The sequence below is a fragment of the Bartonella sp. HY761 genome, from assembly GCF_026743145.1.
Taxonomy (GTDB): domain Bacteria; phylum Pseudomonadota; class Alphaproteobacteria; order Rhizobiales; family Rhizobiaceae; genus HY038.
The window spans coordinates 124,158-141,250 of sequence record NZ_CP104887.1; the positions used below are offsets into that span (position 1 = coordinate 124,158).

Below are 17,093 nucleotides of genomic sequence, written 5' to 3' on the forward strand. Positions count from 1 at the left end.
GATTTAAACGGGTGTAATATGATTTCCAATCGGGATTGACGAGAAACTACCCTTTAATCAAATGTTACAAGGTGGGCAAATTCCCTTATAAGGGGATATGCTCTAGGGTTTCGATGCAAGTAAAATCGCTAAGCTGTAAATAATTATCATGGGAAATATAGGACATTAAAACGTCGCGTGCGGGCGATTTTAGTTTTTTAAATTGCATCAAGTCCATGGCATGTAAGCAAAGTTGTTCAACTATCGAAATGGCATCGCCAAAACTTGGATGTTGGTTATATCTGTCCCAAATGTAAAATGTTATGATATCAAATTTTTTATTATGGTGTAAAGCATTTGCATGATGATTGCGCCACTCTAAACGTATGTCAAAGATATATTCAGAAATGTCTTTTAGTTCGCTAAGGTTTGCATATGTTACTTTATTTAGTGGTTCATTTGCTTTTAAAATTGGATCAATTGCTTCAAAATAATGCTTATATTTTGGGATTGTAAGAATATCAGATTCGTATGAAATTCCTCGAATATCCTGTTCAAGGCAATTAAAGATCATTTTGGCATAGGAATGAAAATGCTTATAGGTAAAGCTTTTATTCACACATCCTTCAAACGTATAAGCTAAAATTTTTTGTTCTCCCTAATCGGTCTATTTGAAGATATTTTAAAACATTGACAATGGAAAGATACTAAAAAAAATATGGTCGGTGTGCCAATGGCAAATAAAAATATTATAATGAATTCAAAAATATCTCGGAATTATAATAGAGCGCATGTTGTTTAAATGCGCTCTATTATTATCTTGTATTTTCTAATTTCTTATTTTTAATCTCTGGCAAGGGCGGCAACAGGATCAAGTTTTGATGCGTTGCGGGCGGGTAAAAAGCCAAAGACAATACCAATAAGGGTAGATGATAAAAATGCCGCAATGATCGAACCACTGGTGTATATGAGTTTGAAAGGTGCGCCAAGCACATCAAACAAGAAGCCAACCGACAGACCAAAAGCAATACCTAACGTACCGCCAATTAAACAGACGAGTATAGCTTCAATTAAAAATTGCTGCAAAATATCACTGCGCCGCGCGCCAACTGCCATGCGTACACCAATTTCATTGATGCGTTCCGATACAGTCACAAGCATAATGTTCATTACGCCAATACCACCAACAATCAGTGATATAAGAGCGATGGATGCAATCAGCAGGGTTAGGACTTGAGAACTTTGCATAATTTGCTCGCGGAACTCATCACTATTGCGAATGAAAAAATCTTCAGACCCGTGGCGCATGGTTAAAAAGTTTTTAACCGCTGTTTCAACAACCCGGGAATCATAGGCATCATCAACACGTAAAGTAATCGAGCGCACTGTGGTGGTGCCTAAAAAGCGCGTTTGAACGCTGGTATAAGGCAAATAGAGCGATAATGTATCACTGGCAGGGCCAAAACTTTGCAATTCAATTACACCAATGATGCGCGCTGGGACTTTACCAATAAAAATAACTGAACCAACCGCCTTATCAGGGTCATCAGGAAAGAGTGTTGAGACGGCGGTTTGATCGACAACAAGATCAAGAGTGCGATCTTTAACGCTTTGTTCGTCAAATAAATGGCCTGCAACAAGCGTTGCGCCTTCAGCTGAAAAATATTGTTCACCAACGCCTGTCAGCGATGCATTTGCTTCAATTCCCCCGCGCCGCGCCGTTGTTGTCGTTGAAACGCTTGGCGTTACTGCGGCTGCATAGGGTTGTTCTTTAAGTGCTTGTGCATCAGCATCAACAAGGGTGGTAATCTTGCCTGAACGTAAATCTGCCATGCTGCGGCCCGCAAAAATGGTTAGCGTATTGGTGCCGAGGCGATTAATATTTTCTAAGATTTGTTGCTTAGTACCATTACCAAGCGCGACCATTGATACCACGGCGGCAATACCAATAATAACGCCAAGCATGGTCAAAAATGTGCGCATGCGGTGCGCGTTCATTGACAAGGTTGCCATGCGAAAGGCTTCAAAGAACCGGTCGGTAAAGCCGCGCAAAAAGCCACTGCGTTTATAAACGACATCTTCTTTTTCGATTAAATCAGCCTTACCAGAAACACCATGTTGAGCAGGATTGGCGTCAGTAATATTGGGCGTGTCAGTTAAAATTTCACCATCACTTATTTCAATAATACGTTCAGCACGGCGGGCAACATTCATATCATGGGTAACGATGATAATTGTGCGCCCCTCAGCATGTAACTCTTCAAGGATGCGCAAAACTTCTTCGCCAGATTGTTTGTCAAGCGCGCCGGTTGGTTCATCGGCAAGGATTACTTCGCCATCATTCATCAATGCGCGGGCGATTGATACACGCTGCTGCTGACCGCCCGATAATTGGCTTGGACGGTGGTTGACACGCTCGCCCATACCAAGGCGTTGCAAAAGTCCTTCTGCGCGTTTTTTTCGCTCGCTTGGATTGATGTTGGCATAAATTGCTGGAATTTCAACATTGCCAAGGGCCGTTAATTCACCCAAAAGATGATAGCGTTGAAAGATAAAGCCAAAATGGTCACGGCGCAATTCCGAAAGCTGATCGGCGTCAAGCTCTAGGGTTTCGCTATCTCTGATTTTGTAACTGCCTGATGATGGGCGATCAAGACAGCCCAAAATATTCATAAGCGTTGATTTACCAGAGCCGGATGCCCCAACAATCGCTACCATTTCACCTTCATAAATGGTAAGATCAATGCCCTTGAGAACGCTTACTTCACCTTCGCCGGCTGGATAATTGCGGCGCACATCTTTAAGGACGATAAGTGGTTTTTTTTGACTTACCATTACACTCACCACGGCCCCATGCCACGACCACGGCCAGATCCTTGTTGGCCACTTGGCATGCCACCGCCCGTAATAACTTTATCCCCTTCATTAAGGCCAGAGAGCACTTCAGCGTTCACCTTATTATTAAGGCCTATTTTGACATCTCGTGTTTCGACTTTGCCATTTTCGGTAAGAACTCGCACATTATAGCTTCCATCACGTTTTTTCGCCCCTAAGCCATCGGTTGAAATTAAAAGTGCATTTTGCGATTTGCCAAGGATAATTTTGACTTCAGCCGTCATATAGGTACGCAACGCACCATCGGCATTATCAATATTGAAAATACCATTATAATAAATAGCTGATGACGAAGATGAACTTGATGTGCTCGCACTTGAGTTAAAACTTATGTCATTGCGAATAGATTCAGGTGCTGGTTCAATCGCTTCCAAAACGCCATCATAGCGCCGTTCTGGATTACCGATCACATTGAAATAAAGCGGTTGGCCAGTTTTTACATTAACAACATCAGCTTCTGAAATTTCAGCACGAATGGTCATTTTGGTAAGATCACCAATAATTGCAATGGTTGGCGCCGATTGAACAGCATTAACGTTTTGGCCTTCTTGAACAACCGTTGCAAGCACCGTTCCATCAAAAGGCGCCGTAACTCGTGTATAGCCAAGATCTACTTTTGCTGTCTCAACATCCACTTGCGATTGGATAATTTGCGCGTTTAATGCGTCAATCTGGGCTTGGCGCACATTTACCTCGGCCTCAGCACTATCAAAATCAGCTTTTGACACTGCATTGCTCGCAATCATATTTTTTTGGCGAGCAAGGTTTTTTTGCGCAAGTACTAACTGAGCTTGCAGCTCTGCTAGCTTAGCGTGATTGTTGCTCAGCGCAGCTTCTTTGTTTTTCAGATCATTTGCTTGAGTAGTTGAGTCAATTTCGGCTAATAAATCGCCTTCTTTTACTTCACTGCCGGGCTGAACTTTAAGTGAAATAATACGACCCGTTGCGCGCGCGCCTACGGCCACCAAGCGATATGGTTTGACAATACCGGTCGCAAGAGCGGTTACCTCAATATCACCGCGTTTTATCGGGGCAGTCATATAGTTGGGTTCGCTTGTTTGGCTCGAAAATAACATTTGATAAAGAAAATAGACAATAATCAGCGCAATGGCGGCGATGATAACCAGTAATAATTTCTTTTTTGGTTTATACATAAGTCTTTATTCCTATCAAAAATTTAATTGTATTGGCAATTATATTTGCTTCTTATTGGCATTTGTTATTGATTGGCTCGTGGTTGAATATGAGGCCCAGTATTGCTGTCGGTAACTTCTTTGCGAGTTGTATCTAATGTTCCATTCCAACCGCCACCTAAAGCTTTCATTAGGGCAATATAATCGGTGGTGATGGATGCTTGCGCATCAATATAAGATTGTTGCGCTGAATAATGAGAACGTTCAGCAGTTAAAAGGTCTAAAAAGCTAGTATTACCCGATGTATAAAGATTGCGCGAAAGATCAAGTGCTTGGCGATAAGAACGCTCGGCTTGTCCTAATTTGGCTGCTCTTATTCTATCTTTGGATAGTGCAACAAGGGCGTTTTCAACTTCCTCAAGGGCAGTTAAGATTTTTGCACGATATGCAATAAAATATTGATCGCGCTGAGCTTCGGCCGCCATTACATCGGCAGCGCGTTGTCCACCATTAAAAATTGGCACGCTAAAACTTGGGCCAACCGCCCATGCAATCGATGAATTGCGTCCAAGGTCGCCAATTTGTGAGGCGGATGTTGAAATATTGCCGGTAAGTGAAAGCGATGGATAGCGCGCAGCTTCCTTTTGACCAATGCGTGCTGTTGCTGCGGCATATTGGCGCTCGCTTACTCGCACATCTGGACGGTTTAGCAAAATATCGGCGGGTATTCCACTTGCAATTGGCCATTTGGGGGTTGGAATGGCCTTGCGCTTTGCCATCATTGCATTAAGTGCAGCTGGTTGTTGCCCTGTTAAAACCGCTAAACGGTGGGTGGCGCTTGCTAATTGGCTTTCGAGTTGAGGAATATTTGCTTCAGTACTAGCAGTTTGTCCCTCGGCATTTGATACGTCGAGCTGCGATACGGCACCGGCGGCAAACTTATCGCGGGTAAGCTTTGCCGTACTTTGCTGCGAAGCGACGCTTTCGCGGGTTAATGCAAGTTTTGCTTGTAGGCTGCGTACCTCAACATAATAGCTTGCAACATCACCAATCATTGTCACCAATGTTGCACGTAAATCTTCGTTAGCGGCATCAAGTCCATAACGTGAAGCTTCAACACCGCGCCGATTAGCCCCAAAAAGATCAATTTCCCAGCTACTATCGAGGCCACCGCGATAAGCGCCTTGGTCGCTTTGCGTGCCGGTGCGGCTGCGATTATAAGAGCTTGATCCATTAAGACTTGGAAATAATGTGCTATTTGACGAGGCAAGGCTAGCGCGTGCTTCACGAATTTTAGCCTTGGCGGTTGCAACATCATTATTACCGCGAATAGCAACATCAATTAATTGGTCAAGTAAGGGGTCATTTAATTTATACCACCAATTGGCTAATTGCGCTGGTTGCAGCGGCGTTAAATTGTTAGATTTAGACCAGCTCGCTGGCAGTGAAAGATTTGGCTTTTGATAATCTGGACCAACAACACAGCCTGCCAATAAAAAAAGTGATAACACAGCCGACAGGCTTTTAGCCAATGAATGGTTGGATGTTTTATTAGCTAGTCTTTTGGTTATGTGCTTTGTGGCAGACATATTATAAAGGTTTCCTACCTGTTGGCCCTGCTGGACTATTTTTCTTGCGCTTTTGGCGATTACTTTAAATTTTGACTAAAAAAATAGCATATTTGATATGAATGGCGGTTAAACATCATAACTCTTAGCGATGCAATTGTTTGAGCAACAATATTTTTTTAAAATCCAAATATTTGATTGTTGTTCAGTTGTTTTATTATTAAAGCGGTTTTATTTTAAGCTAAGTCAAAGAAGCCCTAGTTTAGCCTAATTGCGTTTAAACATATTTTTTAAAATTTTGCTCGTGAATTATTTGTCATAATTGCAAAATTTTATTCATGCCAATGCTTAGAGCTGAGATAATATGTTTGAGATACTGCAAATAGAGATCTATTGAATTTTAACAATAGGATTGTTAAATTATTTTGTATTGGTAACTGCTGGATGACAATCCATGTTTGATCGCGTAAAGACAAAAGCGTTCTGTTTTATTAAAACAAATTTTTTACAAAAAATTGATACAAATTTTGCATTTGATGATGCATCACAGTAAAAAAGCATGGCTTTTGCGATTCTCATTTAAAGAATATGCACCAAAACATCGAATCGATTGATAGTCTAGGGCATTTTGAACTAGGCCATTAACAAATGGAATAAGATTAAGATTGTAATATGGATAATAACCAACCCTCTAAAGATCCCTTTTCAAAACGTTTATGGCGTAAAATTCGGCAACCTTTAAAGGATTCAAAATTTTTTAAATCCCTTCTGGTGCATTTTATGGCAACCTATTTACGGCTGGTTTATTGGACAAATCCATTGTTAAAAGACTCGGATGATCCTAAAGAAGCCCATAAAAAATATAATCCTTTTATTATTACCTTTTGGCATGGTCGCCATATTATGGGGCCATTTTTGCGCCCTAAGGGGGAAACAATCATTGCCATGTTTTCTCGTTCGGCGGATGCGGAACTTAATGCGCGGGTAAGTGAGGTTTTAGGGCTTGAAACTGTGCGTGGTTCGGGTGGGCGCGGTGACAAACAAAAGGCGGAGCGCGGCGGTGCGCGTGCGCTCATTACCTTAAATAAGTCCTTGCGTGCTGGTAAAACAACCGCAATGATTGCCGATATTGCCCATGGTACAGCGCGAGAAGCTGGCAAAGGTATTATTCTTTTGGCCAAATTATCAGGTCGCCCGATTGTTCCTTATATTTATGCTTTTTCGCGTGAAAAAATATTGGAGAAAACTTGGGATAAAACCGCTATACCATTGCCTTTTGGTCGGTCTATTTTTCTCATGGGGGATGCCGTTTTTGTGCCGGAGGATGCCGATGATGATTTATTGGAAAAAAAACGACAGGAACTTACAGAAATTATGAACCGCTTAACTGTTGAGGCTTATGATAAGCTTCACCACAAAAAGCGGGGCTGATATGCGTAATTTAAGAGCAAGACTGGCATTGTCATTTTATCGGGGGCTTGGCTCAAGCTTTCGCCCTTTTGCGCCTTTTTATCTGTCAATGCGTGCAGCACGTGGCAAAGAAGAATTAAAGCGTAAGCGCGAACGGCTTGGTAAAGCGACGAAACCACGCCCATTGGGGCCATTAATCTGGCTGCATTCGGCAAGTGTTGGCGAAACAATGGCGCTTATTCCAATTGTTGAACGTATATTATTGATGAAAATCAATATATTATTGACAACTGGGACAGTCGCGTCGGCAAGGCTTGCAGATGAGCGTTTTGCTGATAGGGTTATTCATCAATATGCGCCGCTTGACATTGTCTCTTGTACAAGGCGTTTTTTAGACTATTGGAAGCCAGATATTTCTATTGTTTGCGAATCTGAAATTTGGCCAGTACGAATTTTTGAGCTTGCTAACCGGAAAATTCCGCAAATCATGCTTAATGCTCATTTATCTGAGCGTTCTTATAAGTCGTGGAAAAAACGCTCACGCGTTGCTTATGAAATCTTTTCAAGATTTGATGCGGTGGTTTGCCAAACGGAAGAAGATGCACGATATTTCCGCGACCTTGGTGCAGTGCGTGTATCGGTATCAGGCAATTTGAAGGCTGATGTTATTTTGCCAGGTAAACCTGCCGAGATTAAGCGTTATAAAAAGGCAATTGGTTTGCGCCCAGTCTGGGCGGCTATCTCAACCCATGAGGGAGAGGAAGCAATGGCGGCCGAGGTGCATAAAAAGCTATTGAAAAAGCATCCTGGGCTTTTGACAATTATTGTGCCGCGTCATGTAGAAAGAGCGCCTTTAATTGCCCGCCATTTTGATGATATTGGTTTGACCTTTGCCAGTAAAGCTTATGACCAAATGCCAACAAATGAGACTGATATTTTATTAGGTGATACGGTTGGCGATATGGGGCTTTATTTGCGCCTTACTCAAATTGCTTTTGTTGGCAAATCCTTAGCCGGAGAGGGCGGTCATAATCCTATCGAACCTGCTTTGAGCGGTGCAGCTATATTAAGTGGTCCCAATATTCAAAATTTTAAAGAAACTTATCAGGCTTTGATGAAAAATGAAGCAGTGCAATTGGTTGATGATGCAACCATGCTTGCCGGTTATGTTCATCATTTATTGGAACGGCCCGATGTGCGTGAGCGGATGATTGAATCTGGCCGCCAAACCATTACGCAATTAAGTGGGGCAAGAGAGCGTTGTTTTGAAGTATTGGAAAAATTTTTACAACCGCTAACTCTTGCTGCGCAATTAAGCCAAGCTGATAATATGTTGAATAAGCGGGATTAAAGAAGTGCAGGCACCAAAATTCTGGTGGCGGAATAACAGCCTTTCAAGCCTTTTATTAAGCCCCTTTGCTTGGGTCTATGGTTATTTCGCGGCTAGAAAAATGCAAAGTCATTCTGTGCCAAAGGTTGATGTGCCGGTTTTATGTATTGGCAATTTTACCCTTGGCGGAGCTGGTAAAACACCAGTGGCGATAAGCCTTGCAAAGACGGCGAAAACTATGGGGCTAAAGCCGGGCATTGTAACGCGCGGCCATGGTGGTTCGGTACAAAATGTCCATATTGTTGATATTGATAAAGATCATGCAACAAAGGTCGGCGATGAACCCTTATTATTAGCGCGCCATGCTCTTGTTGCGGTTTGTCAAGATCGCTTTTTGGCGGCACAATCTTTGATAGAACATGGCTGCGATATCATTTTAATGGATGATGGATTTCAAAGCCGTAAATTATTGCCTGATTTAAGCCTATTGGTGGTCGATGCATTGCGCGGCATTGGTAATGGAGCTGTTTTTCCCTCTGGCCCGTTACGTGCACCGCTTGCAATGCAATTGGCATTTACCGATAAAATTCTTATTATCGGCAATAGAGCAGCGCAATTTGATAAAACAGTGTTTTTACCAATAAATGGCGGGCAGATAACTAATGCTAAGTTACAACCAACGAGCAGTGTCGATTTAAAGGATAAAAAATTGCTAGCCTTTGCCGGCATTGGCAATCCAGATAAGTTTTTTGAAAGTGTAAGAGAGCTTGGCGGCATTATTGTTGAAAAGCGTGTTTTTGCTGACCATCATTTTTTTACCGCTAGCGAGGTAAAAAATATTGCTGTTGAGGCAAAGACCAAAGATCTTATGCTGGTTACCACCGCCAAAGATTATGTACGTTTGAAAGATCAAGAATTTGCTGCCAGCCTAGAAAAGTTGATCATTGTCGATGTCGAAGTGGTTTTTAGCCATGCCAATTATGGCCAAGACCTATTGGCTGAAACAATTAAAAAATTTAAAAGCCGCTAATTTTGACAGTAAACAATAGAGTCTGGAATGCGCTAAAATTTGCTACTATTGTTTAAAATCTAAGTTTTTTGTTAAATTTTTTTTCAAAAAAAAGATCGTTTTTATTTAAAAAAATATGAAATTATTAGTCTAATAAATACTTTTTAATTTATAAAAATTGTTTATTATCAATGGATTATTTATATAAATTGATATTTATCATTACTTTGAAATAGGTAAAAATTTTAAAGAAATTGCGAAAATTAAATTAGTTCTTCTTTTTTATAAAAAAAGCGGTTATGGTTTAAAAGAACTCTAATGAAACGGTTTGTAGGAGGACCGGTTAGAGGTTGGGCGTTGGAGGATTGCCATTTGCATGATGCATGAGGATTGCATCATCAACATGTGTGGCAAGCGCATTTTTGGAGGAAAATATGACCAATAAAGTTTATCCCGTGCCATCAAGCATAAAGAAAAATACTTTGCTTGATGCGGATACCTATACCAAATGGTATGATGAGAGTATCAAGGATCCAGATACATTCTGGTCGCGCCATGGCCGCAGGATAGATTGGTATAAGCCATTCACTAAAGTTAAAAATACCAGTTTTAAAGGCCGTGTATCGATTAAATGGTATGAAGATGGTGTTACCAATGTCAGCTATAATTGTATTGATCGTCATTTGAAAAGCCGTGCTGATCAAATTGCAATTATTTGGGAAGGTGACAATCCCTATATCGATAAAAAAATCACCTATCGCGAACTTTATGATAATGTTTGCCGCTTTGCCAATGTGTTGAAAAAGCGCGGTGTCAAAAAAGGTGACCGTGTTACCATTTATTTGCCAATGATTCCAGAGCTTGCCTATGCGATGCTTGCTTGCGCCCGTATTGGCGCGATCCACTCGGTTGTATTTGCTGGCTTTTCGCCAGAGGCTTTAGCTGGCCGCTTGGTGGATTGTGAGTCAACCTTTGTGATTACAGCAGATCAGGGTGTACGCGGTGGCAAGCCCATTCATTTGAAAGAAAATGTTGATCTTGCGATTGATATTGCTGCTCGCCAATATACCATTGTCAATCAAGTATTGGTGGTGCGCCGAACCGGTGGTAAAATTGGTTGGGCGCCAGGTCGCGATATCTGGTATCATGAAGAAATGGTTGATGTGAAGGGTGATTGTCCACCTGCCAAAATGAAGGCGGAAGATCCATTATTCATTCTTTATACATCAGGCTCAACTGGTAAGCCAAAAGGTGTGTTACATACTACTGGTGGTTATCTTGTTTATGCATCTATGACCCATGAATATGTTTTTGATTATCACCCTAATGAAGTTTACTGGTGTACGGCTGACGCTGGTTGGATTACAGGACATTCTTATCTTGTTTATGGGCCATTATGTAATGGTGCTACAACCTTAATGTTTGAAGGTGTGCCCAATTTTCCGGATAATGCCCGTTTTTGGGAGGTAGTTGATAAGCACAAAGTCAATATTTTTTATACGGCGCCTACGGCAATTCGCTCGTTAATGGGGGCAGGGGATGAGTTTGTCACCCGCTCAAGGCGTACAAGCCTGCGTATTCTTGGCACAGTGGGCGAGCCAATCAATCCTGAAGTTTGGGAATGGTATTATAACGTGGTTGGTGATGGTCGTTGTCCGGTAATTGACACATGGTGGCAGACGGAAACTGGCGGCCACATGATTACGCCATTACCGGGGGCAACCGATCTTAAACCCGGTTCAGCAACTAAGCCGTTTTTTGGCGTGAAGCTTGATATTGTTGATGCAGAAGGCAATGTACTTGAAGGGGCGGGTGAAGGCAATCTTTGCATTTCCGATTCTTGGCCGGGGCAAATGCGCAGTATCTATAAAGATCATGAGCGTTTTGTTGAAACCTATTTTTCCACCTATAAGGGAAAATATTTTTCTGGTGATGGCTGTCGGCGCGATGAAGATGGCTATTATTGGCTAACCGGTCGTGTGGATGACGTGCTTAATGTGTCTGGTCACCGCCTTGGTACCGCAGAAGTTGAATCCGCACTGGTTTCTGATCACTCGGTGGCAGAGGCTGCAGTTGTTGGTTTCCCTCATGCAATCAAAGGTCAAGGCATTTATTGCTATGTTTCTTTGATGGAAGGCATTGAACCAACCGATGCACTACGCCAAGAGCTTATCCAACATGTGCGCAAAGATATCGGACCAATTGCAACACCTGATAAAATTCAATTTGCACCTGGCTTGCCAAAAACCCGTTCGGGCAAAATTATGCGGCGTATCTTGCGTAAAATTGCTGAAAATGAATTTGAAAGCCTTGGTGATACATCAACCCTTGCCGATCCCGCAGTTGTTGATGATTTGATTGCTGGGCGCAAAGCAATTGGCTAAGAAATCTCATGCAAAACTGTGCAATGGTTTTGCATAGAGTTTTATAAAATAGAATGTCAACTTTGCTAATGCAGATTGACATTCTATAGTCTCAGAATTGTAATTATTATTACACATATTCCGATTGAAAGAATTTTTGTATAGTATTCATCTTTAAACGCCACGTTTATTGCCCCATATCAAAACATGCAGTTGCGGCAAGACATGGGCTTTAAACCAACCATCTAGGCAGACACGGTCAATCAGCCATTCCATGCGATTTAAGATGCCATTCGTATCAATTTCACCATCAAGGTCTTGCGGTTGCGGCGGCGTGTGATTGCCGGGCTGCAAATAAATATCTATATCGCAAAACTCATCACCAATTGATCGCGCAAATTGGTAATCTACATCATCGAAAACGACAAATTTCAAAACGACTTTGGTATTTTTAGCAGCTTTTATTGCAGATTTTAAAATAGTACGGTCGCATTGCATTTTGCTAGATGGTGGTTTGGGGCTTAAAACCAGCCAATCAAGATCTTTAAACCATGGTTTGACGATAGAGCCTTGGGTTTCCATTGCAAAGGAATGACCGCGCTCTTTGCCAGTATGAATAAGATTATCAAGCGGTTGAATAGCAGGATTACCACCCGATAAGGACACCATAATAGAACGACCATTGGATAGTTTTTCAACTTCGTTTAATATGGTGCTGCTTGTCATTGGCTGCCATTGCTGGCGATAGCTACTTTCAACCGCATAAAGCGTATCACACCAGTCGCAACGATAATCACAGCCACCAGTACGCACAAAAACCGTTGGCATGCCAATAAGTACGCCCTCACCTTGAATGGTGGGGCCAAAAATTTCGCAAATGCGGATTGTATCAGTCATTGATCAATACCGTTAATCGTTATGCTTAGGGCAATATTTAGCCCAAGTTTTCGGTGTTTCACTTACTTTAACCGCGGTTATTTGTGGGCATTGCGGTTTGAAACGCTCAAAAAAATGGCGGGCAAGATTTTCAGCTGTGACACGATCATGGCCTAAAACATCATTTAAATGGCGATGGTCATATTCATCATCAATGATTTTTTTAGCAAAAGCCAGTTCTCGATAATCAACGACAAAGCCAAAATCATCAACATCTTCTGCGGCAAGTTCAATGACCACAATATAATTATGGCCATGTAAACGGGCGCATGGGTGACTTTGCGGTAAGGCTGTCAACTGATGCGATGCGGAAAAATGAAATTCTTTGGAAATTATAAACATAGTTCAAACCACCTTATGTCAAAACGTGGTTTAATTGCGACATTAATAGCAATGCCAGCGGTATGGGGTACCGCATAGTTTACTCTAAGCATAATGTTGTCCTTGTTTTAAACGGGTAGGCTGCGACCGTAAGCTGGCGATTATCATTCGCACAGCAAAAAGTAAAGGCTTTTAAGCGGTAAAAGATTTTGCTTGCTTGCTCATAATCCCTAAGAAATCGATTAGTGAGATAAAAGACTGCTCATTTTTTATAAATTCTTCTCCGTTAAAGCATACCGGCAGGCTTTGATAAAAATTTATATTTTCCTCATCTATATAGGGCAGTGCGAAATAGGAGCCAAAAAGCAAAAGATAATAATCAATAAGGCATTGGTAGATTGTTAATTTTTGCGGTACCGATCGATAAAGCAGTGCGCGGGGTGATATGAATGCGATAAGCAATTGCTCTTTGATGTCTAGAAAATCATGGGGCCAATCGCGTTTTAAATATTTATGGTCAATTAAATGACGGATAGAAGATAAAAGAAAGCCTTGGTAATCTCCGATAAAATCGGTATCTTTAAAATGGCTGTTGCGTTCATTTTTATAAAGTGGAAAGGCAATTTCGAAATTTTCAACATTTTCAAGCAAAATGGCGTTAATAGTGATGTTGCCATTATCAATTTCAATGATACCATAACCTGCGGGAAAGCTTACAGTTGAAGGCATGGCATAATTATGGAGGTTATTAAATTGCGAATGCCCAAGAGCATGCATATGACCGCTAAAATGATAACAAAGACCAGTTTTTGCTAATTTTTCACTAAAGGCTAAGGCTGGCATACGTTTTGCCCAGCTTACACCGCCCGCTAGCATATTTGTTTGTTCATGGCGCGGAAAACCAACCATTGGGTAATGGGAAAAAGCCAAAACTGTTTTGCCTTTTTGCTTACCGCGCCTTACAATATCGGCAATCCAACCTTCAATATAGGGGCGATATTCAAGCGTTTTTTGCCAAGCAGCATTAGCATGCAAAATATATTTTCCAGTCCTATCTTGCCGTACAATATTGCCATCCAATAAAATGAGCCAAATATCATCTTCTATTTCAAGTAAATAAGAACTATCACTTGCTAAAAAACTATAATCATCAGTGTTTTTCGCCGATGCTTGCAGCCATTTTTTAGGCGTTTCGTGGTAAATAAAATTTGGGTTTTCCCCCATCCCCCAATGCTTTGTGTATTCTAGCGCTTGGGCTTTTGTCGAGCAAACCATGTCGGGGCTATAAAATACATGGCCTTCCGCTTGCTTGTTACCGGTTACATGAATGCCCTGTTGGTCGCTGGCTTTCACCAACCATTTTTCAATTAGCTTTCCTTGATCGCCAAAACAGTCATGATTGCCAAAAAGCGCATAAAATTGCATTTGATAGCGCATAGACATTTTATCGAGGATATTTTTTAATGCTTGATAATTGGGGGCTTGTCCATCATCGGTTAAATCACCAAGTAGCACCACATGTTTAATGCCGCGTTTTTGAATGTCATTAAGAGCGTTGTTAAGAGCGGCAATACTTTCATTAAAAACGCGGGTGGAAGCCATACTATCTTTTAAGCTACGCAAACCAAGATCGCCACTGCCTGCTTCAAAAAGACCATAGCCGAAATAAATATCATGCAAATGGATATCGGATAAAATTGCTATTTTTTGCATGAAAATTCCTCTATTTTCACTATAAAATAGTAATATTCTATCTTATAAAGGCGGTAACGCTTGATATTGAAAGCTAACAATGGCCAAGAAACTACGTCTTAGCAAGTAAAAATTGTACAAATTATTTTATTATCTCTCAGTTTTAAAGCGAATTTGTTTCGACCATAACAAATTTTGTCATATTTCTTAGGTAGGACACCCTCATGAAAAAAGAGGATATAATGCAGGATAATATAATTAATAAACAAGAACAGCCTCAAAATACTGCTAATTTATGGGACGATGCTTATGAATATTATATGATTGGCTATTATTTTTTGCGGATTTTGCATGGTACAAAGAAGCGCAATAAATATGTAATTAATCAGGAAATTTTAAATTGGTATGAGGAATATCACCTTATATTAGGTCTCTCGATCCCAGAATTTAATCGCATGGTCAAGCTGGAAGAGGGGAGTTTATCTATTGATGATTTTCGCTTAACATTAACGCCGTCCATTTTTCAACAAAAGCAGCCAGTTCCTAGACTATCAAACTTGCAAAAGCGTCTTGATATTCTCGCCGATATATTAAAATTAGATGGTGATGAAGTTGCTGTTATAAATGCAGTTTATCGCTTTGTTCGGTTTTTGCCACTGATGAAAATGATATCAGCTTTTGATGATAATAGTTGGTTACGCAGTGAACCAGATTTTAAGCACCTTTCTGATGTGCTTGGCAAAAATATCATGCAAATGCGTGAATTATTGCGCGATGATTCAAATCTTATACAAATGGGGCTGATTAAGGATCGTCATGGTGATAGCTGCACCGTATCTGAGCTTTTGATCAAAATCGTTGAAGGTGAAAGCTTTGAGATGGACGAGCTTTGCAACCAATTGGTTGGCTTGCAAACCAAACCAACCTTAAGCCTTAGCGATTATGATTTTTTGGCGCAAGATTGCGATGATGCTATTCGTATATTAAGTGGTAGTCTTGATAAGGGCGCAAAAGGCGTTGGCATATTGCTTTATGGCGCCCCGGGTACCGGTAAGACTGAATTTGCCAAGCTGTTAGCCGAGCACAGTGATGCACGAGCTGCTTTTATTGGTGAAGCAAGCGATGATAATAAAACCGATCCATCGCGTTATGAACGACTTGTGCATTTATCGCTTTTATCTGCCCTTGGCAAAAAAGCAGGTCGAGTTGTTGCCATTGTTGATGAGGCCGATGATATTTTTGCCGGCATTGATAATTATGATCCACGTGGTCGCGCTGGCTCCAAAGTCTTTATGAATAGGTTGGTTGAAAGCAGCGAAATTCCAGTAGTTTGGATTGTTAATGATTTGGAAAAGCTTGGCGAAACTATTTTGCGTCGTATGCTGCGTATTATTGAATTTCCAAAGCCAGCAAAAGCCATTCGCGAACGGATTATTACTCAAGAAGCTGAGAAAAATGGCGTTCGTCTTGATAGTGAAAGCTTTGAGGTTTTGAGTAAGATACCCGCAGCACCTGCGCTTTTTGCAAGCGGCTTAAGAGCGGCGGCTTTGGGCGGCGGTGATGGGCGGATGGCGGTTTCTGCTGTTCATTCGGTGTTTAAGGCGCTTGGCGGTGAAGTACCTCACGCTTTAGATAAGGATAAAGCGCAGGCAAAAAAATTCGAGATTGAGCTTGCCAATTCAAATGCGGATTTAAAGCAATTGGTCGAAAAAATTGTTCATCTCGGGCCAAAGCCATTATCCTTTTTGTTTATGGGAGCATCAGGCACAGGAAAATCACTTTTTGCCCGCCATTTGGCCGATAAGCTTGGCATGAAAGTAGCCCATAAGCGCGCATCAGATATTTTGAGTATGTGGGTTGGGGGGAGTGAAGAAAATATCGCCAACATCTTCAAGCAGGTTGCTGAAAATAATGAATTCTTGATCATTGATGAAGCAGATTCGTTGTTGTTTAAGCGCGAAGGTGCTATTCGCAGTTGGGAAGTTAGTCAGGTTAATGAAATGCTGACTTGGATGGAAAGCCACCCTTTGCCTTTTGCAGTGACAACCAATCTGGTTGAGCGGTTAGACCCTGCTGTCTTTAGACGGTTTTTGTTTAAAGTTGAATTTTTGCCATTAAATTATGACCAAATTCAATTTGCTTTTAAACGCTATTTCAAAAGTGAGGCGCCTGATAGTGTTTTGGGGTTAACGCAATTAACCATTGGTGATTTTGCCGTTGTTGCCCGTAAATGCGATATATTGGCGGTGGAAGATACTAAAACTATTGCGCAGATGCTAAAGACTGAAATTGAAATGAAAAAAGAAGCATCTATTCAATCATTATTATTGATGAATGGTATGTGAGCGTAACTAACCTTTGAAGCGAGCCGCATTTTGTAAAAATAGACTTTGTTAAAATGCGGCTTTGTCATTCATTTAACAAACAAACTGTCTATAATCTGTAGACTACCCGCAA

General features: G+C 41.2%; 12 protein-coding genes. 5 read left to right on the top strand and 7 right to left on the bottom strand.

Going from position 1 to position 17,093, the window contains the following annotated elements:
- Window positions 1–85: 85 nt before the first annotated feature.
- From N6A79_RS00515 to N6A79_RS00530, 4 genes are all read right to left on the bottom strand, one after another.
- A complete protein-coding gene (locus N6A79_RS00515) occupies window positions 86–598 on the bottom strand; it encodes a hypothetical protein (protein ID WP_268546560.1) in 513 nt (170 codons plus the stop codon).
- Between the two features lie 224 nt (window positions 599–822).
- Window positions 823–2,814 (bottom strand): MacB family efflux pump subunit, encoded by a 1,992-nt coding sequence (locus N6A79_RS00520; RefSeq protein ID WP_268546561.1) that lies wholly within the window; start codon window positions 2,812–2,814, stop codon window positions 823–825.
- Window positions 2,815–2,819: 5 nt separating this feature from the next.
- Window positions 2,820–4,028, bottom strand: a complete 1,209-nt coding sequence (locus N6A79_RS00525) for an efflux RND transporter periplasmic adaptor subunit (RefSeq protein WP_268546562.1) — start codon at window positions 4,026–4,028, stop codon at window positions 2,820–2,822.
- Between the two features lie 65 nt (window positions 4,029–4,093).
- Window positions 4,094–5,596 carry an efflux transporter outer membrane subunit gene (locus N6A79_RS00530; RefSeq protein WP_268546563.1) on the bottom strand — a complete coding sequence of 501 codons (1,503 nt, stop codon included), beginning with the start codon at window positions 5,594–5,596 and terminating at the stop codon, window positions 4,094–4,096.
- 651 nt (window positions 5,597–6,247) lie between these two features.
- On the opposite strand from N6A79_RS00530, the gene N6A79_RS00535 reads away from it, so the two are divergent.
- From N6A79_RS00535 to acs, 4 genes are all read left to right on the top strand, one after another.
- Window positions 6,248–7,006 carry a lysophospholipid acyltransferase family protein gene (locus N6A79_RS00535; protein WP_182418405.1) on the top strand — a complete coding sequence of 253 codons (759 nt, stop codon included), beginning with the start codon at window positions 6,248–6,250 and terminating at the stop codon, window positions 7,004–7,006.
- A 1-nt stretch (window position 7,007) separates the two neighbouring features.
- A complete protein-coding gene (locus N6A79_RS00540) occupies window positions 7,008–8,336 on the top strand; it encodes a 3-deoxy-D-manno-octulosonic acid transferase (protein WP_268546564.1) in 1,329 nt (442 codons plus the stop codon).
- Complete coding sequence (lpxK, locus tag N6A79_RS00545) at window positions 8,332–9,345, top strand: tetraacyldisaccharide 4'-kinase (protein WP_442784291.1); 1,014 nt, start codon at window positions 8,332–8,334, stop codon at window positions 9,343–9,345. Before N6A79_RS00540 ends, lpxK begins: the two co-directional genes overlap by 5 nt.
- Window positions 9,346–9,758: 413 nt before the next feature.
- Window positions 9,759–11,708: an acetate--CoA ligase gene (gene acs / locus N6A79_RS00550; RefSeq protein WP_182418408.1), complete on the top strand. Its 1,950-nt coding sequence runs from the start codon at window positions 9,759–9,761 to the stop codon at window positions 11,706–11,708.
- A 153-nt stretch (window positions 11,709–11,861) separates the two neighbouring features.
- Here the strand turns inward: acs and queE are convergent, their stop codons facing one another.
- The 3 genes from queE to N6A79_RS00565 form a co-directional block, all read right to left on the bottom strand.
- Window positions 11,862–12,584, bottom strand: coding sequence for a 7-carboxy-7-deazaguanine synthase QueE (queE, locus tag N6A79_RS00555; RefSeq protein WP_268546566.1), 723 nt, complete (start codon window positions 12,582–12,584; stop codon window positions 11,862–11,864).
- 12 nt (window positions 12,585–12,596) lie between these two features.
- Window positions 12,597–12,965, bottom strand: a complete 369-nt coding sequence (gene queD, locus N6A79_RS00560; protein ID WP_268546567.1) for a 6-carboxytetrahydropterin synthase QueD — start codon at window positions 12,963–12,965, stop codon at window positions 12,597–12,599.
- A 171-nt stretch (window positions 12,966–13,136) separates the two neighbouring features.
- Window positions 13,137–14,657: a metallophosphoesterase family protein gene (locus tag N6A79_RS00565; protein ID WP_268546568.1), complete on the bottom strand. Its 1,521-nt coding sequence runs from the start codon at window positions 14,655–14,657 to the stop codon at window positions 13,137–13,139.
- Between the two features lie 221 nt (window positions 14,658–14,878).
- Here N6A79_RS00565 and N6A79_RS00570 point away from each other — a divergent pair, with 221 nt between their 5' ends.
- Entirely contained in the window at window positions 14,879–16,981 is a 2,103-nt protein-coding gene (locus N6A79_RS00570; RefSeq protein ID WP_268546569.1) for an ATP-binding protein, read from the top strand.
- Window positions 16,982–17,093: the final 112 nt, after the last annotated feature.